Source organism: Acidovorax sp. LjRoot38 (assembly GCF_964252975.1).
Taxonomy (GTDB): domain Bacteria; phylum Pseudomonadota; class Gammaproteobacteria; order Burkholderiales; family Burkholderiaceae_C; genus Acidovorax; species Acidovorax facilis.
On the sequence record NZ_CAXUPT020000021.1, the window covers coordinates 24,941 to 43,829 of the forward strand.

Genomic DNA, 18,889 nt, shown 5'->3' on the forward strand with positions numbered 1-18,889 from the left:
GACGCTAGGGTCACGCCATCTGCGGCTAGCCCTCGCAGGTTCTCAGCAGGATTACCGAGATGCCTTGGGTGCGGGCAACTGCAGCTGCGCCTCCTGCACCACGCGAACGCAGTCCTTCAAGTGCTGCTCGCCAAGGTAGCGCAGCGTGGCATAGCCAATGGTGGCAGCCACAGCCTGTCCCGCGAGGGGAACATACTTGGCGGCCTGTTTGGTCGTCAGGCGAAGACCCACGGTCTGCGTGGCGCGGATGACCAGCTCGCGCGTGATCAGCTTGCCGATCAGCACCGACCCCACAAGGCTCACCGCTTTTTGCACCTGCTCGCGCTTGTTCGGGTCGAGTTGGTCAATCTGCGCCGCCGACAGGCCGAACTCGGCATTGATCTGCGGTAGCAGGCGTGAGAGCAGTGCGGCATCCACCGCCCAATCGAGCCCGGGCACGGGCACGGCACTGGCGGCGGCAGCCACCAGGGCACGCCGATGGAGCAATTTGCGGCTGCGTTGCACGGCGGCAGCCAAGGCGGGATTGCCAGCTGCCATCTGCAGGGAAGTGGGCATGGTTGGGTGGTATTGAATGAAATGTCGGTGAAAGAAGGAGCGGCTGCCAACAGTAGCAGTGAATCCATCATTTCATCAGTTTTTGCCCTTCACAAGGCTGTATACCGCCAGCAGCAGCATGGCGCCCACCACCGAAGCGATCCAGCCTGCGGCCTCGCCTTGCTGGTACCAGCCCATGGCTAGGCCCAGATAGCTGGCCAGAAATGAACCCGCCACCCCGAGCAGTGCGGTCATGATCCACCCCAGCTTGTCATCCCCCGGCTTGAAGGCCCGGGCCAGAAGACCCACCACCAGACCGACCACCAGCGTTCCGATCAATGACACCATATTTGTTTCCCCTTGTGTTGTTACGACGGCGATGCGCTGACTCTAAAGATGGCGGGAAAGTGGGGGTGTCGGACAACGCGCCCTGTGGGCGTCCCGTCTCTGGTGGTGCACCGTCGCCTGTTCTCGCCGTGCGTTCACTCCGCGTGTCGGCGCCGTGGGATGACGCTGCATCCGGTCGGTAGCGGGTTGTGGGTGCTGTCTGACATCCTGGTGCGGCGGGTGCTTGCCAAGCCTGCGTGCGCTGGGCCCTACATTCAAGCGTCTGCACTTTAAGGAAGACTGATGACCCAAATCCCCAAAACCCGTTCTTTCTCCCTGGTGTTGATGGCCGCGCTGGCCCTGGGGGGCGCCGTGGCGCTGCCCACCGCTGCGGCGGCACAAAATGGCGATGAGGCTTCGCTGGCGCGCGGTGCGGTGCCGGACACGACCCCTCAGCAACGCTACCAGACCGCCATCCGCGAGGCAGGCGGTGGCCTCAAGGTCAGCCTGGAGGAATGCCGCACCATGGCTGCGGCGGAGCGCAGAAGCTGTGAGTCCCAGGCCCGGGCACGCTATCAGGCCGACATGGCCACGGCCAAAGCCATGTTGCGCGACCCTTCGCTGGGGCCGGTGAATGTGGTGGGAGGCCCGATCCGCAGCACCGAAACGGTGTACGAAATCAAAAAGTAACCGGTGCCGCAGGTAGGCGGTTATTTGGCTTGCGCGGACTCGCCGTCGGCCGTACCCGCCACGCGGCGCGCGCCATTGAAGCGGCGGGCCCAGTAGGCCACGCCCATGTCTTCCACACGGATCTGGGCGCCGCTTCGGGGAGCATGGATGAACTTGTTGTCCCCCACGTAGATGCCCACGTGGCTGAAATTGCGGCGCATGGTGTTGAAGAACACCAGATCACCCGGCTGGAGCTCTTTTTTGTCGATGACCTGGGTGGCGGCAGCTTGCTGATCTGCACGGCGCGGCAGCAAAAGGCCCACGGTCTGTTCGTACATGGCACGCACGAAACCGCTGCAGTCAAAGCCTGTTTCGGCACTGCTGCCACCACGCTTATAGGGCACGCCCAGAAACCCCATGGCGTTGACCACCAGGGAAGATGCCTGGTCGGCCACGGTGTGGGCCCGGTCCGCCACCTTGTGGCTCACGTCTTCCAGCCGCGTCAGCAGGCCTTTGTCCGTGATGAAACGGTCCATATCGTCAGGGTTTGCCGCTTGCGGCGCAGCCTGGGCGGTGGTGGCGCAGGCCAGGAGAAGTATGCAAAGCCATCGGGACATGGGGGCGAAGGGTAACACGCAACGCTTGCTTATCGAAAATAATCACCTTTGCAAGCCGTTGATTTCGTTGAAGTAAATCAAAACCCCGGGTTTCCCCAGGGATCACAAGGCCCTGGAAGCCCCTGCAGGCACACTCCGACGATGCACCTCGGGCGTCGCCCGGGGACGGGGGGTTTCCATCGCTTTTTCAGGAGCGCAGCCTTATGAAATTCAAGTCAAAAATGCCTCCAGCGCTTGCTGTAAAAGCGCAAGCAGCTATCTTTTTGGTAGTGGCAGGGGTTTCAGTCAGTGCTGACGCCCAGAACACAACACCGGCGGTGGCGCTGGTGCCCGTGGCCCAGGGCCTGGATCACCCTTGGGCGGTGGCCTTTTTGCCGCAGGGGCAGTTTCTGATCACTGAGCGGCCGGGGCGCATGCGGGTTGTCAGTGCCAGCGGGCAGGTCAGCCCCCCACTGGCCGGGGTGCCTGCTGTGGCAGCAGGCGGGCAGGGCGGCCTGCTGGATGTGGTGACGGACACTGCCTTTGCCCGCAACCGCCGCATCTTCTTTTGTTTTTCCGAGCCCGCAGCGGCGGGCGCACGCGGCAACAGCACGGCGCTGGCCCGGGCCACGCTGTCCGAGGATGCTCGCAGCCTGCAGGACGTCAAGGTGATCTTCAGCCAGCGGCCCAAGGTCGACAGCAGCCTGCATTTTGGATGCCGCATCGTGCAGGCGGCGGACGGCAACCTGTTCCTGACCCTGGGTGACCGCTACCACCGCAAGGACGATGCCCAAAAGCTCGACAACCACCACGGCAAGATCATCCGCATCACCCCCGAAGGGGCCGTGCCGCCCGACAACCCGTTCGCCAAACAACCTGGCGCCTTGCCCGAGATCTGGAGCTACGGCCACCGCAACCCCCAGGGTGCAACGCTGGGGCCAGACGGCAAGCTGTGGATGCACGAGCACGGCCCTCAGGGTGGCGACGAAATCAACCAACCCCAGCCGGGCCGCAACTACGGTTGGCCGGTGATTACCTATGGCGAAAACTACGGCGGCGGCAAACTGGGCGAAGGCACAGCCAAGGCGGGCATGGAGCAGCCGCTGCACTACTGGGTGCCGTCGATTGCGCCGTCGGGCATGGCTTTTCTGACCAGCGCGCGCTATGGCGCAGCGTGGCAGGGGAGCCTGTTCATCGGTTCGCTCAAATTTGGCACCCTGCACCGCCTGGAGGTGGCGGGCGGCAAGGTACAGCGTGAGGAAAAACTGCTGCAAGGCAATGGCGAACGTATCCGTGATGTCCGCCAGGGGCCGGATGGCTTGCTCTATATGGTGACTGACAGCCCACAAGGGCGGTTGCTGCGGCTGCAGCCGAACTGACAAGCGTGAGAACGGGTGTGAAACCGCCGCAGGAGGCATGGCAGTCTTGACCTAGGTCATGGCGGCTGAAAGATCTACGCTCCAGACGCCGTCGCGCGGGGTGTTCCCAGGGTCTTGGTGGTCACTTTGGAGTTAGGCTGACGCGATGCATTCCGAGCCGTCCTCTTCTTCCTCTCCTGCCTCTGATCCCGCAGAGCCATCCGCTTCGGCCGACGCGCCGCCCCGGTCTCAGCTGGCCCTGCGCCGCGTGGCCATCGACACCTGGCGCGAAAACGTGGCTTACCTGCACCGCGACTGCGCCGTGTACCGGGCCGAGGGCTTCCAGGCCCTGTCCAAGATCGAGGTGCGCGCCAATGGCCGCCGTATCCTGGCCACGGTCAACGTGGTGGACGACCCTGCCATCGTGGGTTGCAACGAGCTGGGCCTGTCGGAAGACGCCTTCGCCCAGCTGGGCGTGGACAACGGCCACACCGTGTCGGTCGCCCAGGCCGAGCCTCCCGAATCGATGGGCGCGCTGTTCCGCAAGATCGCCAGCGAGCGCCTAACCCGCGAGGACTTTGGCGCCATCGTGCGCGACATCGCCGACCACCGGTACTCCAAGATCGAGCTCACCGCCTTTGTAGTGGCCTGCCACCGCAGCGAGCTTGACCGGGAGGAGGTGTTCTTCCTCACCGATGCTATGGTGGCCAGCGGCCGGCGGCTGGACTGGCACGAACCGCTGGTGGTGGACAAGCACTGCATTGGCGGCATCCCCGGCAACCGCACGACCATGCTGGTCGTGCCCATCGTGGCGGCGCACGGCATGTTGTGCCCCAAGACGTCTTCGCGCGCCATCACCTCGCCTGCCGGTACGGCCGACACCATGGAGGTGCTGGCAAAGGTCGAGCTGCCGCTGGAGCAGCTGGCCGACATCGTGCGCGACTACCGGGGCTGCCTTGCCTGGGGCGGCACGGCCAACCTGTCGCCCGCCGACGATGTGCTGATCTCGGTGGAGCGGCCGCTGTCCATCGACTCTGCCGGGCAGATGGTGGCGTCCATCCTGTCCAAAAAGGTGGCGGCCGGTGCCACGCACCTCGTGCTCGACATTCCCATCGGCCCCACGGCCAAGGTGCGCTCCATGCCAGACGCCCAGCGTCTGCGCCGCCTGTTTGAATATGTGGCGCGGCGCATGGGCCTGTCGCTGGACGTGGTCATCACCGATGGCCGCCAGCCCGTGGGCAACGGCGTGGGCCCGGTGCTGGAGGCGCGCGACGTGATGCGCGTGCTGCAGAACGATCCGCGCGCACCCGACGACCTGCGGCAGAAGGCGCTGCGCCTGGCTGGGCGCCTGATCGAGTGCGACCCTGATGTGCGCGGCGGCGACGGCTACGCGATTGCGCGCGACATTCTTGACTCCGGCCGGGCGCTGGCGCGCATGAACGCCATCATCGCCGCCCAGGGCAGCACAGGGTTTGACCACAACCACCCGGCACTGGGTGTACTGACACTGGACGTGGTGGCCCCCGCCAGCGGCGTGGTCGCGGGCATCGACAACTACCAGATCGCCCGCGTGGCCCGACTGGCCGGTGCGCCCAAGGTGCCCGGCGCGGGGGTGGACCTGATGCACAAGCTGGGCGACACCGTGGCTGCCGGGGACGTGCTGTACCGCGTGCATGCCAGCTACCCGGCCGACCTGGAGTTTGCGCGCCACGCGTGCGAGGGGGACAGCGGCTACCGCCTGGGGACCGCCGACGAGGTGCCCAAGGTTTTTGTGGAGTTCTGACAGTGACTGTTGCCCCCCACCAAGCGTGTCTGCTGTACTTTGCCGACGAAGAGGCCCCTGCGCTGCGCCTGGCGCAGGCAGCTGGCATGACTGCCCAGGCCGTCGAGCGCCACCGCTTCCCCGATGGTGAACTCAAGCTGCGTTTGCCCGTCAACGCGGCGGGCCGCCTGCCCCGGCGGGTGGTGCTGCTGCGCAGCCTGCACCAGCCCAATGAAAAGCTGGTGGAACTGCTGCTGGCCGCGCGCACGGCCCGCAGCCTGGGCGCGCAGCAGCTCACGCTGGTAGCGCCGTACCTGGCCTATATGCGGCAGGACATCGCCTTCCACCCTGGCGAGGCCGTGAGCCAGCAGGTGGTGGGCGGGTTCCTGGCAGGGTTGTTCGATGCCGTGATCACGGTGGACCCGCACCTGCACCGCATCGAGCGGCTGGAGCAGGCCATCCCTATGCCGCAGGCCGTGGTACTCAGCGGCGCCGAGCCGCTGGCCGACCTGATCGCTGATCGGCGCCCCAATGCACTCCTGGTAGGCCCGGACGGCGAATCCGCCCAGTGGATCGCCCAGGCCGCCGCCCGCCACGGCTTTGACCATGCCGTCTGCACCAAGGTCCGCCATGGCGACCGCGATGTCGCCATCGAACTGCCCCCACTAAACGCACAGGGCCGGGCCGTGGTGCTGCTGGACGACATGGCCAGCACCGGCCGCACGCTGGCGCTGGCCGCGCGGCTGCTGCTGCAGGCAGCTGCAGCATCGGTGGATGTGGCCGTCACCCACGCGCTGTTTGCGGGCGATGCGCTGCAGGTGCTGCATGAAGCCGGGGTGGGGGAGGTGTGGAGCACGGACTGCATCCCGCACCCGAGCAACGCCGTGCCCATGGCCGGGCCGCTGGCCACCGCGCTGCAGTCCGTCCTTCGCACCTGAAAACCCCGGGCTCGGGCTGCGACAATGCGCCATTGCCTCCGACGCTGCGCCCGCACAGCGATTCAACGAATACAGAAACGGTCCCACCATGCTGCTTGACGCCACCGAATCCCAACTCGTCCTGGTCGATTACCAGGAGCGCCTGATGCCCGCCATCTTTGAAGGCCCCGCCGTGCTGGCCAACGCACGCCGCCTGGCCGAGATCGCCCGCATGCTGGATGTGCCCGTGTGGGGCACCGAGCAAAACCCCTCGCGACTGGGTGCCAACGACCCCGCGCTGCGCGCCCTGTGCCAGAAGACCTTGGCCAAGATGCACTTCAGCGCCGCCGAAGAAGGCCTGGGCGAATGGCTGCGCCCCCCGGCCAAGCCGCAGCAGGGCGGCAACGCGCGCAGCCTGCCCAAGCACCTTCAAAAACCCGCTCAACAGGAGCCCGAGCGCGGCACCATCGTCATTGCCGGGTGCGAAGCCCATGTCTGCCTGCTGCAGACAGCGCTCGATTTGCTGGAGGATGAGTTTGAGGTGTGGGTGGTGACCGACGCTTGCGGCTCGCGCACCGAACGCAACCGCGACGCCGCCTTCGACCGCCTGGCCGGCGCGGGCGCCGAGCTGGTGACCACCGAGATGGTGGCGTTTGAATGGCTGGGCACCTGCGAGCACCCGGCGTTCAAGGATGTGCTGGGCTTGATCAAGTAGCCAGTTTTTGAGTCTTTTTGCCCTCTGGTGCTTATCTATCAAGCGCTAACAGCTATCGAAATAGTAGTATTCGTTAGGCACCACCGAGGGCGCTGATTGCTCCCATTCGCCCATGTCCCCCGTCTTGATTGGTCTCGTTCTGCTCGTGGTGTTGCTGGTCCTGAATGTCCAGGCCACCCGCCAGATTGTGCGCACCGGACTGCAAGGTTTTCGCAAAACGATGCTGACGGGCGGTGTGTGGGTGCTGCCGTTCCTGGGCGCCTGGCTGGTGAAGATCCACCTGCAGTCCGCCGCAGTGCCGGCGCCCGGTGAATCTGGTGCAGGGGAGGCCGAGCCAGCCCCTGAGCACCTTGAGGCGCCAGGCGTTGCGAGTTTTGACGTACGGGGGCATCTGCAAAACACACAGAATCTGCCGCAGCTGGATTGGCCCGCGCTGGACGCCTGGGCCCACGGCGCGGGCGATCGTGCACCGGCGGCCGTGGCCGACGCGCTGAACCAGGGCCGACGCGCCTGGCTGCTGCACCTGCGCGATGCGCTGGGCACGCACATGCATCTGCACGAAGGGGCGGATTGCTTCATCCTGTCGCCGCTGGAACCGTCAGTGGCGCGTGCCACCGCGCGCTATGTGACCACCACACTTCAGCGCATCGACCGGCTGCTGGCTGGCATGGCGCATTTCCCCGTGGCCGAAAAAAGCATCTTGCTCGTGCTGGATGACGAGGACACCTACTACCACTACGTCGCGCAGTTCTATGGATCGGACGGCGAGTATGCGCGCAGCGGCGGCATGTTCATCCACTTCGGCTGCCCGCATTTTGTGGTCGTGGCGGCCGACCTTGCAGCCATCGAGCCGGTGATTGCCCACGAGATGACGCACAGCGCGCTGGCCCACCTGCACCTGCCCACCTGGCTGGACGAGGGCCTGGCTGTCAACACCGAGCGCCGCCTGAAGGGCGCGCCACCAGCACAGCACACCCCCGCGCAACTGCACCATCTGCACCAACGCTTCTGGACGCCCGAGCGCATGCAGGAGTTCTGGGCGGGCACGTCGTTTCAGCGCACCGACGACGGCAACCTGCTGTCGTATGAGCTGGCGCGCATTCTGGTGGACCACATGGCGCGCGACTGGGCCGCGTTTACCGCTTTTGTGACCACAGCGCAGCGCCGCGATGCCGGGGCACAAGCGGCGGTCGAGGTGTTGTCCGTGGACCTGGGGAGCAGTGTGGGCGCCTTGCTGGACATTGTCGATAACGAGGGCTGGGCGCCAGACCCTGCGCGTTGGGGTGGGGCAGCGGCGTGAGGTAGCACTGGTCAGCGGCGGTCATCTAATTGAAGACACCCGAGCGCCCAAAGCCTATGCTTGGGCAGCCCAACAAGGTGGTTTTTTCATGTACCGACGTTCTTATTCTTCGTCTTCCCCTGTTTTTTGGGTCAACTTGCGCCGCGCGGCGCCTGAAGGGGCGAGGCGGCCGTTCTTTACGTCGTGTGCATGGCTATTGGCGACGTTCACGACGTTGGCGGCGCTCAGTGGCTGCAGTGCAGTCCCACAGGCCGCGGATCCCAACTCCGACGCCCCCGAGGCGGCGTTTGCCCTGCGTGGCCCATTCATCGACGCGCCGACATACGACGAAGCGCTGCAGCGCTGGCAGAGCCCAGAAGACATCAACGCCTGGATTGGCGCGCGGTTCCGGTACGACACAGACCGCGCGATGCAGCTGTCTGAAACCCAGCGCCAGGCTAGCGGGCGCATGCCCATCCTGGCGCCTGACGCCTTTTTTGCAGCCCCCCGCGGCGTGTGTGTGGACGTGGCCCGTTTTGCGCTGGAGACGCTGCGAACCCTGCAACCCGGCGTGCAGCCGCGCTACCTGATGATCGAGTTCGACCCCGTCTCTGTGCGCGGCAACACGCTGCGCCGACACTGGCTGGTGTCGTTCGAACGGGGCGGGCAGCATTATTTTTTTGCCGATTCCAAACGCCCAGGCCACATCGCCGGGCCGTACGCAAGCGTGCAGGCCTTTGTGGACGAATACGCGCACTACCGCGGGCGGCGCATTGTGGCTTTCAGCGAGCGGGAGTCCTATGAGCGCAGGCTGCGCACCCGGGCGGTTGCTGAACCGGCATCGTGAGATGGGTAGAGGTTTGGGCCGCCTCTGAGTGAGCCAAGGTATGGCGCATGGAATGGGCTCAAACGCCGATCATTGCAGCACACGGGGCTGTGATTAGAAATAGGGGTGTTTTTTGCCTCTAGCGCATATCCACCAGGCGCTGATAGCTATCATTTTTAGAGATACAACGAAGCTGTGGACGGGTGTCCAGTTAGTCCCGGCTTAACCCGTGGGCAATGTGAAGGCTTTGGCCTGCACCGGTTGGCCCGACGCGATCCAGCCGTCGATGCCACCTTGCAGAAAACGCGCCTTGATGCCTGCGGCACGCAGGCGCAACGCGGTGGAACGGCTGACCTCGTGGCCATAGACGCAGTACACCACCACCTCTTCGTCGGTCGGCAGCTCACCGGCCCAGGCGTCGATGGCCACCGGGTCGCGCCAGGGGGCATTGGGCAGGATGGTGGTGGCGGCGTTGTAAACACCAGCGCGGCGCACATCGATGCGATGGCGTGCCTGCTGCGCGTCTTGTACCGATGCCTCCAAGCCCTCGCTGGCGGCGTGGACCGCGCGCTGGTAGCGCTCGTACACGGCAGCCCAGTCGATATTGGGGTAATCTCACTTTCGGTGCAGAACACCCGGTTAGGAGTTCCGGGTAAACCCTAGCCCTTTGTTTACAAAGCTCATGTTGTCTACCCTCCTGATTTTTTTCAAAAAAGGCTTTGAAGACACGCTGCAAGTTGCGAACCGGTAGCCTGCGTTAGCCCCGTTCGGCCATCGACCAAAAACAGCGACTTGCAAAACGGTCGATAGAGCCACGATCGGTCATCCACGGCCACCCAGTTGCAATGTGGGAGTTTGTTGGCCCAAAGCCAGGCATGACACTCCGCCTCCCGGTCGTACCCCACCAGCGTATTCGGGACGTTCACCAGTTCGCAATATCTGGGAGTGACGCCATCGATCAAGGCGGTAATGTCCAGAGAGAACCTCTGCAGTAGATCCTCAAAGGATTTTTCCAGGCGCCAAGTGCTGGTGATCACAACTTGGCACGCGGGTACATGCCGTAGCGCATCTTCCAGGATCGGCAAGCAGCAAAAATGCTTGGACGCGTGGCAATGCTCCGGGTGCAAGACCCCATCAAAATCCAGAAAGAGTATGGACACAGCGCTACTTCAGAAACAGATTTCCAACAAGGATGAAATTTCTACCGAGTTAGCGAACAAGTGAGACTAGTTGGTCGTGGTCTTTTTAGTCTCATTAGGCGGAAATCGGGAGGATGTCTTCCCGAAAGAGTGTCCCTCCCCAAGCCGACTTTGGTCGGGCGCTGCGGCAATTGCGCACCGCACAAGGCTTGGTTCAGGAGGACATGCTGCTGGCGACGAGCCGCCGACACATCAGCCGTATCGAGCAGGGTCATCAAGTTCCCAGCATCCGCACCATTGAGGTGTTGGCCGAGCAGATGCAGATCCATCCTCTGACCTTGATTGCTGCCGCGTACTGCCCGGACCTGGACACAACTTTGGTCAATGAACTCCTCAAGACCGTCAAAGCGGACTTCAAGGGCGTCATTTCAGACTAGGCGTGGCATTCCGAGTCGACCTGTTCCTTGGCTTGCTGGACAAGCATTTGAAGTCCCTGTACAAGCCCGGCGCCAATGGGCGTGGCATCTTGGCGTTGCAGCATCCGATTGACGATCTCCCGATCCACGGCAGTGCTGAGTAAGCACAGTGCTTCCTGCAGAGTTTCCAGCCCCACTTCCAAGCTGTCTCCTGAACGTTTCGCTCCCGCCTTGGTCAGAAGCAACAGGGCGAGCGGTAAGGCTGCACTAGCGGGATCGTGATCCCCGCTCCAATCCGAGCCAGACAGAAGGTCTCGGAGCTGGTCTGACATCAACAAAAGGTGGTTGTCATCCAGCGCATCCGGCAGGATGGCTTCCCAACCCCGTGACGTGATCAGGCGCATCATGTCCTGTGCTCCAAATTTTCCTAGGGTCGCTTTTTCCAAACGCAGCATCATTCTTCATTCAAGTTAATATGAGACCAATTGGTCCCGTTCGAGACCGTGGCGTGCGAAGATAGCTGAATGGAATGCCATTTTTGTTTTCCAAGTGTGCCTCTCTCCCAATGGAAATAAACCGGTTGCCCAGATCTGCTTAAAGAGGCAACCAGTCTGTTGCCTCATGCGTTTGCCCCCTTGAAAAACCGCCTGGATCTCACCCGCTTGGCCGAACTTGACCGGCAGTTTTGCGATTTTGCGAAGCTGCAGCGGAATGCCACGCCCAGATGTGGTTGGGCAAAGACGGTCCGACTGGCACTGGGCATGAGTTCCAAAGCTCTGGGTGAGCGTTTGGGCATGACAGCACAAGGAGTCCGCAAACTGGAGCATGCCGAGGCCAACGGCACTATCACGCTGAATACGCTTGCACGTTTGGCTAATGGCTTGGACTGTGAAGTGCACTATATGTTTGTTCCCCGAACCAGTTTGGTGGAGCAGGTGCTCAACCGTACTCAAGAGATCGCTGGAATTCCGTTGCCGTCCACGTTGATGGGGGCGGAGGCGTTGACAGATGCAGAAACGCTGATAGCCCTTACCAGCGCACTGGTAAAAGTGAGTAAGCGGGGCCTTTGGTGAGTCAGCGCTGGTTCTCCTCCCGATAAAACCCCGCGATGAGTTTGAACATCGTTGCTATCATCAGCGCAAAACAAGCCCCCGGTGCGACCTCTGCGAAAGCATGCCCCCGGGGGCGGCGTTTTTCTGAGAGGTACGTTGATGAAATCTCTCTCCGAAGCTCGCGACAGCTCTTGAGAGATCCTCTCGCCATGGAATTGCGCCGCACGGGTCAGGCTGCCCGCAAGGCGAAGCCCGTCATCGCAATCACGGTGAAGCACGCTCCTCCTGTCGTCACCGCAAGGGAATGGGCGCGCCTGGGCGATGCCGCCAAAAATCCGACGCGTCAGGCGACGCCGCTACGCCATTGTTAGCGGGACTGATTGGTAAATCATGGCCGCAGATTCTGCCCTCATCGCCCTTGAAGACCACATCGCTATTCTCACTATGCTTGTGCAGCGCATGGTTGACGAGTGTGGCGACCCAACTGGTTTCGACGCAAAGGACTGGCTTTATCACTGGCTCGTGGGGGTGGTCCCGGCATTGGGCGATCGAAGGCCTCTCGATGTACTCAAAGAGACCGGCGGCCTTGAGGTGGTGCGGAGCTTGCTCATGCGTGTCCAGTCTGGTGCGTTCTCGTAGGAATACGCACGTGGTTGGCGACTTCTGAATCCGCCCTGGCCCTGCCGTCGTCCTTGGCTAAATCGCCACCAAGCACAATCCCAACATATGGCTATGTCCTCTGGCCAAAATTCCCCATATCTCCCTGCGTCCACTCCACGTAGCGCGGACGTCGTCCTGTACCTCGATCTCGATGGTGTTGTTCACCATGAAAAAGTGCTCTGGCATCCCCGCAAGGGTATCTACATGAGCCCGTATGAGGCTGCAGGACATTCGCTGTTCGAATGGGTTCCAATCCTGGAGTCAGTGCTCCAACCCCACCCGGCAGTCGCCCTGGTACTGAGTAGCACTTGGTGCATTCGCCCCGGATACAGCGCAACTCTTAAACGCCTTCCTGCCACATTGAGTGCCCGGTTCATTGGCGGGACGTACCACAAGCGTGTCCATGGCGTGGATCCCTGGAACCTGTCCATGTTCCGCACCACACCCCGGGGCGTGCAAGTTCAAGAAGACGCTCAGCGCAGAAGACCCCAACAGTGGATAGCGCTCGATGACGATCTGGAAGATTGGCCTGACTCCTGTCGGCAAAACCTGATCGCATGCGAGGGAACTACGGGCTTGTCAAACCCCGAGGTACAACACGAACTGAGGGAGAAACTGCGCAGCTGTCATGTCGCCTTGTCGGCCAGAACCCCATAGCAGCTCGCGGGGCACGGTGGACTTAAAAACGGTCTAACTATCGAACCTTCATTCGAGAAATCCCCTGCCGCAAGTGTCTTGGATGCAAGGTTGGACGCATCCTGAATGTACATTTGGACGAGCCCTCAATGTACATTTGGACGGTAAACGCACCATTGCTTTCCCATGCATAGTCCGACCATCCCGTTTCGCCTAGTCTCCACTCAGCGCGAAGAGCAATTGGCTCAATTCAACGCCAGGAAAGAAATTGCTTGGTTTGGGTTTAGGGGGGCGTTCAAAGAGCCAGGCTTGGCGATCATCAATTTCACCAAAATCGAATCTGGCCTTCAGGGAGGTGGAGGAACCTCCGCAATCAATGGCGGTGTTATCGCCGCAGGTTTTGATGCAGCCTTCGTGCTTGCCGGTTTGGGTCACTACGATTCCAAGGTCGTCGTCACTCTGGAGTTGTCGGTCAAATTTTTGTCCCTTGCACTTGTCAACGAGTCGCTTGCATTCCAAGCGCATGTGGTTCGATCTGCTAAAAACTTCTCGTTCGCCGAGGGCTTTCTCTCTCAGGCAGGTACAGGGCCAGCCCAGCATTTGGCAATTGCCACCGCTATGGTGGCGCCTGCGCGCTAGGCACGCGGCGGGAATGCGCAAGGCGCCAAAGGTGTCCTTCCCCTCGGCTGAGATGGAGATTTTCGACGATCGTTCACCCAAGGCGCGAGCGTTCTAGCTCGTAGAGACACCACCAGCACTGGGTTCGTTTGCTGCTTTCCGGTCTTCTATGCGATTGAATTCCGTGAGACCTTGACCTTCCCACCGTGGCAAGGTTCATAGTCAAAACGTGAATCAACCAAAGGAGGCTCACATGGTCCATTTCAATGTTCTTGATATGACGTGCGGCGGTTGTGCTCAGCGTATTCGTCGAGCAATAGCTCAGGCCCAACTGCCAGCAGGCGTCGAAGTAGAAATCGATGTGGCCGCGCGGCAGGTCCGCGTTCCTGGGCAAGCCGAAGACGACACTGTAGAGCTTGTTCGCTCTGCAATTGAGCGTGCCGGATACAAAGCAGACGCCGTGGTGGCGACTTCATCGCGCCGAACAACCGGTGGCTGCTGCTGTTCGTCTCGGTCCACAACCTCTGTTGATGTGAATCAAGGTGCTGCGAACCGTACGTCGTCATGCTGCAGTTGAACCAACAAGGAGACCATCATGCGTCTGAATATCGTCGCTGGGCTGTTGACAACCCTTTTCGTGGCGGGCTGTGCCGTCGCGCAATCTCCAAAACCTGCGGACGAACACGCAGGCCACCACCCCGGTGATGCGCAGAGCGGTGGCGTAACCACCCAGTCTGCCCCGGCAGCTACCACCCCGCCGACACCGGACGCCTTTGATCGTCAGATGACGGCGATGCAGGAAATGCACAAAAAAATGCAGGCGGCCAAGACTCCCGCCGAACGTTCTGCGCTGATGGATGAACACATGAAGCTCATGCAGTCCGGTATGACCATGATGGGTGCAGGTAATTCTGGTGGCATGGGTATGGGGATGATGCAGCAAGGGGCGCAGGCCAAACCTGCCGCACCTGCAGCATCTGGAAACTCGGGCATGGGAGGCGGCATGATGGGCATGCACGCTCAAATGGAGCGCCGCATGGCCATGATGGAACAAATGATGCAAATGATGGTGGACCGCCAGGCGGCCATGCCATCCAGGTAGCCTCCCCCGCGAGCGTCCTGAGGGGCGCTCGCCACAAAATCTCATTGAGATTCTGTAAACCACCTTCCTGAATCGACCAGCGCAAGGCGCGTTCCCCCTGAGCCCGTTACTGCCGCCCGCAAGCACTACGCATTTCAGAAGTGGGAATGTGTTCGGTTCCTTTGCATCCATGCTTGATCGATAGCTCAATTGGGTGCCATTGATGGCGGCGACGGTGCTCTTATCGGATCTTCAGTTTTCAGCGATAGCGACAGGGGGGGCGCCGCTGACCTGGTACCCACCCGTCGAAGTCAGACCCCACCTGGCTCGCCGAAACATTGACGGCCAGCCGGAACGGTTGCCATGCCAGCGCCTGCCAGTCGCGCATCTGACGGCAGGCTGCGCCCAGCACCCAAGCACCGATTTCATGCATCAGGCCAGACGATTCGGTCACGGGCAGGAACTGGCCCGGCGGCAACAGTCCGAGCATCGGGTGACGCCAGCGCAACAGGGCTTCCGCGCCGACAATCTGGTCACTACGCAAATCGACAATCGGCTGGTAGTGCAGATCAAGCTGACCGCCCGCAACCGCAACCGCAACCGCAACCGCCAGCGCCAGCGCCAGTTGCGCCACCGTCCATTCAATGGGTTGGGAAGCGCTCATGATCGCCCCCTGAAGGCCCGCAGCAGCCGCGTCACAGACAGGACAAACAAACCGGTCAGCGTGAGGGCTGCAATACCCCAATACTCCCCGATGAACGCGCCGGCCGTTGTTCCCGCGAGCACAATGGCGAGAATCGGCAAATGGCAGGGACAGGTGAGCACGGCCAGCGTGCCCCACAGGTAGCCGGTGAACGGCTTGTGTGTCTCGGTCGGCAAGCGCTCGGGGCTGTTCATGGCAGACTCTCCGCGTGCTGGGCCGGCTCGGTCGGCAGGGTGGCCAACTGCACTTCCAGATCGGCCAGCGCTTCGCGCCGACGTTCGACGAACTGGCGCAGCACGGCAAGCTGCGTGGCCGCTTCGTTGGCGTCCGCAGCATCCAGCGCCCGATACAGCCGCGTCAGTGCGTCCAGGCTAATGCCCGCCTCGAAGGCGGCCCGCACGAAGCACAGGCGTTGCAAGGCGGCGTCATCGAACGCCTGGGGTGCACGCCACCGGCCGCAGCAGTCCGCGCAGCAGGTAGTCGCGCACGATATGCACGCTCACCCCGGCATCAAGGGCCAGCCGGGACACTGTGTAGGCGTTCATTGAACACCTCCTTTTTCCCTCATCCGGCGCAGCAGGAAAGCTGCTTCACGTCCTTGCTGAACGTCTGCGCCGCGAGCTTCAAGCCCTCGACCATCGTCAGGTAGGGGAACAACTGGTCGGCCAGTTCCTGCACCGTCATGCGGTTGCGAATTGCGAGAACAGCCGTCTGGATCAGTTCGCCTGCTTCCGGGGCCACCGCCTGCACACCGATGAGCCTTCCGCTACCTTCCTCAATGACCAGCTTGATAAAGCCGCGTGTGTCGAAATTGGCAAGCGCACGCGGCACGTTGTCCAAGGTCAGGGTGCGACTGTCGGTCTCGATCCCGTCGTGATGCGCTTCCGCTTCGCTGTAGCCCACGGTCGCCACTTGCGGATCGGTGAACACCACGGCCGGCATCGCGGTCAAGTCGAGGGCCGCATCTCCGCCCGTCATGTTGATCGCGGCACGGGTGCCGGCCGCTGCCGCCACATAGACGAACTGCGGCTGGTCAGCGCAGTCGCCAGCCGCATAAATGTGCGGCGTGCTGGTGCGCATGCCCTTGTCGATGACGATGGCCCCTTGCGCATTGACGGTGACCCCCGCCGCGTCCAGTGCCAGGCTGCGCGTGTTCGGTGTCCGTCCGGTAGCGACCAGCAGCTTGTCGGCGCGTATTTCACCGTGCCCCGTGGTCAGCACGAATTCGCGGTTCACATGCGCGACCTGGCTGGCTTGCGTGTGTTCCAACACCGTGATCCCTTCGGCACGGAAAGCGTCGGTAACGGCCTCGCCGATGGCCGGGTCTTCGCGGAAGAACAGCGTTCTGCGCGCCAGGATCGTGACCTGGCTGCCCAGCCGGGCAAAGGCTTGCGCCAGTTCCAGCGCCACCACCGACGAGCCGATCACGGCCAGGCGTTCGGGAACGGTCTCGCTGACCAGCGCCTCGGTCGACGTCCAGTACGGTGACTCTTTCAGGCCCGGAATCGGCGGCACGGCCGGACTGGCACCCGTGGCGACCAGGCAGCGGTCGAACATCACGACGCGCTCACCACCCTCGTTCAAACGGACGACAACGCTCTGGTCGTCCTTGAAACGAGCTTCACCATGCAGAACGGTGATGGCTGAATTGCTGTCCAGGATGCCTTCGTACTTGGCATGGCGGAGTTCATCGACGAGGGCCTGCTGCTGGGCCAGTAGTTTGCTGCGATCAATCGCAGGCACAGTCGCGGTGATACCGCCGTCGAATGGGCTTTCCCGGCGTAAATGGGCGATGTGAGCGGCGCGGATCATGATCTTGGACGGCACACAACCGATATTGACGCAGGTGCCGCCGATGGTGCCGCGCTCGATCAGCGTGACGTGCGCGCCTTGCTCGACGGCCTTCAGCGCCGCGGCCATCGCGGCTCCACCGCTGCCGATCACCGCGATCTGCAACTGGTGTTCACCGTCACTGCGCTCATCAGCGGCCCCCATCCAGCCGCTCACCTTGTCGAGCAGCCCGGTGCAGTTGTCCGTCGGTGGCGCATCGGCGAGCGTTGCTTTGTAGCCCAGTCCGACCACGGCGGCAGTCAGCGCATCCGGTGACGTGCCCGCCTCGGTGGCGAGTTGCGCTGTGCCCTTCGGATAGGACACCAGCGCCGACTGCACGCCGGGCACTTTTTCCAGCGCTTCCTTGACGTGCGCCGCGCACGAGTCGCAGGTCATGCCGGTGATTTTTAGATGGGTCATGCAACAGATCCTTTATCGTTTGTGGCGCCAGGCAATGACGTCAAATGTGCTGCGGTGCCGTTTTCAGTGACTCACTGCTTGACGCTGGACGGATAGCCCGCGTCCCCGGTGGCCTTGGTCAGCTTCTGCACGCTGGTCTTGGCATCATCGAAGGTGACGACGGCTTCGCGCGTCTCGAAGGTCACATCAACTTTGCTGACGCCTTCGACCTTGGAAATCGCCTTCTTGACGGTGATCGGGCAAGCGGAGCAAGTCATGCCCGGTACGGACAGCGTGACGGTCTGGGTGGCGGCCCACACGGGGGCAACAACGGCAACGAGGGCGAGGGAGGCAAACAGTTTTTTCATAGTGAACTCCTGTGATTAATAGAAAAATGGCATGACGTAGGGAAATCCGAGCGCGACCAGAACCAGCGCGGCCACGACCCAGAAAATGAGCTTGTAAGTAGCGCGCACTTGGGGAATCGCGCAGACCTCACCCAGTTTGCAGGCTTGCGCCGGGCGGTAGATGCGCCGCCAGGCGAAGAAAAGCGCCACCAGCGCCACGCCGATAAAGATGGGGCGATAGGGTTCCAACACCGTCAAGTTGCCGATCCAAGCGCCGCTGAACCCCAAGGCGATCAGAACCAGCGGCCCGAGGCAGCAAGCCGAGGCGAGGATGGCGGCCAGCCCTCCAGTGAAGAGGGCGCCGCGCCCGTTTTGAGGTTCAGGCATACGCTTGTCCTTTCGAATCTGAATTGGATAGCTTAAGCTTACTTCCGTACCAATGTACGGAGTCAAGCAATATGGAGAACAATTTGAAGGATCTGACCATCGGCCTTTTCGCCAAGGCGGCCGGGGTCAACGTGGAGACCATCCGCTTCTATCAGCGCAAGGGCTTGTTGCTGGAGCCGGACAAGCCCTATGGCAGCATCCGCCGCTATGGCGAGGCGGATGTAACGCGGGTGCGCTTCGTGAAATCAGCCCAGCGGCTGGGCTTCAGCTTGGACGAGGTCGCCGAGCTGCTACGGCTGGATGACGGCACCCACTGCGAGGAAGCCAGCAGCCTGGCCGAGCACAAACTTCAGGATGTGCGCGAGAAGATGGCCGACTTGGCTCGCATGGAAAGCGTGCTGTCTGAACTGGTGTGCGCCTGTCATGCGCGGCAAGGGAACGTTTCATGTCCGCTGATTGCTGCGCTGCAAGGGGAGAAAGAACCGCGCAGTGCCAACGCGGTGTAGCCGAGGGAGCTACGCCTTAGCGTGCTTTATTTTCCGTTTTCTGAGGTGCTTCAACGTCAGAAAAGACCGTGCGGCCGACTTTTGATATTTCGTGCTGTTGTCTTTTGAAAATGACAGCCACGCAGCCTCTCG

27 protein-coding genes and 1 pseudogene are annotated in these 18,889 nt (G+C 62.2%); 16 read left to right on the forward strand and 12 right to left on the reverse strand.

Features of this window, described 5'->3' with window-relative positions; all coding sequences use genetic code 11:
* Window positions 1-51: 51 nt before the first annotated feature.
* Window positions 52-555: a hypothetical protein gene (locus ACSQ22_RS24425; protein WP_055395927.1), complete on the reverse strand. Its 504-nt coding sequence runs from the start codon at window positions 553-555 to the stop codon at window positions 52-54.
* Window positions 556-630: 75 nt separating this feature from the next.
* Window positions 631-882: a GlsB/YeaQ/YmgE family stress response membrane protein gene (locus tag ACSQ22_RS24430; RefSeq protein WP_055395928.1), complete on the reverse strand. Its 252-nt coding sequence runs from the start codon at window positions 880-882 to the stop codon at window positions 631-633.
* A 282-nt stretch (window positions 883-1,164) separates the two neighbouring features.
* On the opposite strand from ACSQ22_RS24430, the gene ACSQ22_RS24435 reads away from it, so the two are divergent.
* Window positions 1,165-1,551, forward strand: coding sequence for a hypothetical protein (locus tag ACSQ22_RS24435; RefSeq protein ID WP_436131792.1), 387 nt, complete (start codon window positions 1,165-1,167; stop codon window positions 1,549-1,551).
* A gap of 20 nt (window positions 1,552-1,571) precedes the next feature.
* Here the strand turns inward: ACSQ22_RS24435 and ACSQ22_RS24440 are convergent, their stop codons facing one another.
* Window positions 1,572-2,147, reverse strand: coding sequence for a C40 family peptidase (locus ACSQ22_RS24440; protein WP_436131793.1), 576 nt, complete (start codon window positions 2,145-2,147; stop codon window positions 1,572-1,574).
* A gap of 221 nt (window positions 2,148-2,368) precedes the next feature.
* On the opposite strand from ACSQ22_RS24440, the gene ACSQ22_RS24445 reads away from it, so the two are divergent.
* The 6 genes from ACSQ22_RS24445 (at window position 2,369) to ACSQ22_RS24470 (ending at window position 9,004) form a co-directional block, all read left to right on the forward strand.
* Entirely contained in the window at window positions 2,369-3,505 is a 1,137-nt protein-coding gene (locus ACSQ22_RS24445) for a PQQ-dependent sugar dehydrogenase (protein ID WP_436131806.1), read from the forward strand.
* 145 nt (window positions 3,506-3,650) lie between these two features.
* Window positions 3,651-5,267, forward strand: a complete 1,617-nt coding sequence (locus ACSQ22_RS24450) for a thymidine phosphorylase family protein (protein WP_436131794.1) — start codon at window positions 3,651-3,653, stop codon at window positions 5,265-5,267.
* A gap of 2 nt (window positions 5,268-5,269) precedes the next feature.
* Window positions 5,270-6,184, forward strand: a complete 915-nt coding sequence (locus ACSQ22_RS24455) for a ribose-phosphate diphosphokinase (RefSeq protein ID WP_436131795.1) — start codon at window positions 5,270-5,272, stop codon at window positions 6,182-6,184.
* An 88-nt stretch (window positions 6,185-6,272) separates the two neighbouring features.
* Window positions 6,273-6,878, forward strand: coding sequence for an isochorismatase family protein (locus tag ACSQ22_RS24460; RefSeq protein ID WP_055396123.1), 606 nt, complete (start codon window positions 6,273-6,275; stop codon window positions 6,876-6,878).
* Between the two features lie 112 nt (window positions 6,879-6,990).
* Complete coding sequence (locus ACSQ22_RS24465; RefSeq protein WP_436131796.1) at window positions 6,991-8,178, forward strand: hypothetical protein; 1,188 nt, start codon at window positions 6,991-6,993, stop codon at window positions 8,176-8,178.
* Window positions 8,179-8,374: 196 nt separating this feature from the next.
* Window positions 8,375-9,004: a hypothetical protein gene (locus ACSQ22_RS24470; protein ID WP_436131797.1), complete on the forward strand. Its 630-nt coding sequence runs from the start codon at window positions 8,375-8,377 to the stop codon at window positions 9,002-9,004.
* 201 nt (window positions 9,005-9,205) lie between these two features.
* Here ACSQ22_RS24470 and ACSQ22_RS24475 read toward each other — a convergent pair whose 3' ends face one another.
* Window positions 9,206-9,571 carry a rhodanese-like domain-containing protein gene (locus ACSQ22_RS24475; RefSeq protein WP_436131798.1) on the reverse strand — a complete coding sequence of 122 codons (366 nt, stop codon included), beginning with the start codon at window positions 9,569-9,571 and terminating at the stop codon, window positions 9,206-9,208.
* 119 nt (window positions 9,572-9,690) lie between these two features.
* A complete protein-coding gene (locus ACSQ22_RS24480; RefSeq protein ID WP_436131799.1) occupies window positions 9,691-10,143 on the reverse strand; it encodes an HAD domain-containing protein in 453 nt (150 codons plus the stop codon).
* A gap of 113 nt (window positions 10,144-10,256) precedes the next feature.
* Between ACSQ22_RS24480 and ACSQ22_RS24485 the strand changes: the two genes are divergently transcribed.
* Window positions 10,257-10,559, forward strand: a complete 303-nt coding sequence (locus tag ACSQ22_RS24485) for a helix-turn-helix domain-containing protein (RefSeq protein WP_082836294.1) — start codon at window positions 10,257-10,259, stop codon at window positions 10,557-10,559.
* Here ACSQ22_RS24485 and ACSQ22_RS24490 read toward each other — a convergent pair.
* Window positions 10,556-10,996: a hypothetical protein gene (locus ACSQ22_RS24490; RefSeq protein WP_082836293.1), complete on the reverse strand. Its 441-nt coding sequence runs from the start codon at window positions 10,994-10,996 to the stop codon at window positions 10,556-10,558. The two genes, ACSQ22_RS24485 and ACSQ22_RS24490, sit on opposite strands and share 4 nt — an antisense overlap.
* 177 nt (window positions 10,997-11,173) lie before the next feature.
* Between ACSQ22_RS24490 and ACSQ22_RS24495 the strand changes: the two genes are divergently transcribed.
* The 7 genes from ACSQ22_RS24495 (at window position 11,174) to ACSQ22_RS24525 (ending at window position 14,606) form a co-directional block, all read left to right on the forward strand.
* Complete coding sequence (locus ACSQ22_RS24495; RefSeq protein WP_436131800.1) at window positions 11,174-11,611, forward strand: helix-turn-helix domain-containing protein; 438 nt, start codon at window positions 11,174-11,176, stop codon at window positions 11,609-11,611.
* 188 nt (window positions 11,612-11,799) lie between these two features.
* Window positions 11,800-11,961: a hypothetical protein gene (locus ACSQ22_RS24500; RefSeq protein WP_233193742.1), complete on the forward strand. Its 162-nt coding sequence runs from the start codon at window positions 11,800-11,802 to the stop codon at window positions 11,959-11,961.
* A gap of 19 nt (window positions 11,962-11,980) precedes the next feature.
* Window positions 11,981-12,229 (forward strand): MbcA/ParS/Xre antitoxin family protein, encoded by a 249-nt coding sequence (locus tag ACSQ22_RS24505; RefSeq protein WP_436131801.1) that lies wholly within the window; start codon window positions 11,981-11,983, stop codon window positions 12,227-12,229.
* Between the two features lie 93 nt (window positions 12,230-12,322).
* Window positions 12,323-12,907: an HAD domain-containing protein gene (locus tag ACSQ22_RS24510; protein ID WP_436131807.1), complete on the forward strand. Its 585-nt coding sequence runs from the start codon at window positions 12,323-12,325 to the stop codon at window positions 12,905-12,907.
* Between the two features lie 165 nt (window positions 12,908-13,072).
* Entirely contained in the window at window positions 13,073-13,525 is a 453-nt protein-coding gene (locus ACSQ22_RS24515; protein WP_056419573.1) for a PaaI family thioesterase, read from the forward strand.
* Between the two features lie 232 nt (window positions 13,526-13,757).
* Window positions 13,758-14,081 carry a heavy-metal-associated domain-containing protein gene (locus ACSQ22_RS24520; protein ID WP_082836291.1) on the forward strand — a complete coding sequence of 108 codons (324 nt, stop codon included), beginning with the start codon at window positions 13,758-13,760 and terminating at the stop codon, window positions 14,079-14,081.
* An 18-nt stretch (window positions 14,082-14,099) separates the two neighbouring features.
* Complete coding sequence (locus ACSQ22_RS24525) at window positions 14,100-14,606, forward strand: hypothetical protein (RefSeq protein WP_082836290.1); 507 nt, start codon at window positions 14,100-14,102, stop codon at window positions 14,604-14,606.
* A gap of 238 nt (window positions 14,607-14,844) precedes the next feature.
* Here ACSQ22_RS24525 and ACSQ22_RS24530 read toward each other — a convergent pair whose 3' ends face one another.
* The 6 genes and pseudogenes from ACSQ22_RS24530 to merT all read right to left on the reverse strand — a co-directional run bounded on the left by ACSQ22_RS24530 (window position 14,845) and on the right by merT (window position 18,251).
* Window positions 14,845-15,249 carry an EAL domain-containing protein gene (locus tag ACSQ22_RS24530; RefSeq protein ID WP_116750473.1) on the reverse strand — a complete coding sequence of 135 codons (405 nt, stop codon included), beginning with the start codon at window positions 15,247-15,249 and terminating at the stop codon, window positions 14,845-14,847.
* A complete protein-coding gene (gene merE, locus ACSQ22_RS24535; RefSeq protein ID WP_063459342.1) occupies window positions 15,246-15,482 on the reverse strand; it encodes a broad-spectrum mercury transporter MerE in 237 nt (78 codons plus the stop codon). The genes ACSQ22_RS24530 and merE overlap by 4 nt, the downstream gene beginning before the upstream one ends.
* A pseudogene (gene merD, locus ACSQ22_RS24540) lies at window positions 15,479-15,833 on the reverse strand (mercury resistance co-regulator MerD). Before merD ends, merE begins: the two are co-directional and overlap by 4 nt.
* A 19-nt stretch (window positions 15,834-15,852) precedes the next feature.
* The gene (merA, locus tag ACSQ22_RS24545) at window positions 15,853-17,538 is read right to left on the reverse strand and encodes a mercury(II) reductase (protein WP_063459341.1); all 1,686 of its coding nucleotides are present in this window, start codon (window positions 17,536-17,538) and stop codon (window positions 15,853-15,855) included.
* 71 nt (window positions 17,539-17,609) lie between these two features.
* Window positions 17,610-17,885 (reverse strand): mercury resistance system periplasmic binding protein MerP, encoded by a 276-nt coding sequence (merP, locus tag ACSQ22_RS24550; protein WP_063459340.1) that lies wholly within the window; start codon window positions 17,883-17,885, stop codon window positions 17,610-17,612.
* A gap of 15 nt (window positions 17,886-17,900) precedes the next feature.
* Window positions 17,901-18,251: a mercuric ion transporter MerT gene (gene merT, locus ACSQ22_RS24555; RefSeq protein WP_063459339.1), complete on the reverse strand. Its 351-nt coding sequence runs from the start codon at window positions 18,249-18,251 to the stop codon at window positions 17,901-17,903.
* A 71-nt stretch (window positions 18,252-18,322) separates the two neighbouring features.
* Here merT and merR point away from each other — a divergent pair, with 71 nt between their 5' ends.
* Complete coding sequence (merR, locus tag ACSQ22_RS24560) at window positions 18,323-18,757, forward strand: Hg(II)-responsive transcriptional regulator (protein ID WP_063459338.1); 435 nt, start codon at window positions 18,323-18,325, stop codon at window positions 18,755-18,757.
* Window positions 18,758-18,889: the final 132 nt, after the last annotated feature.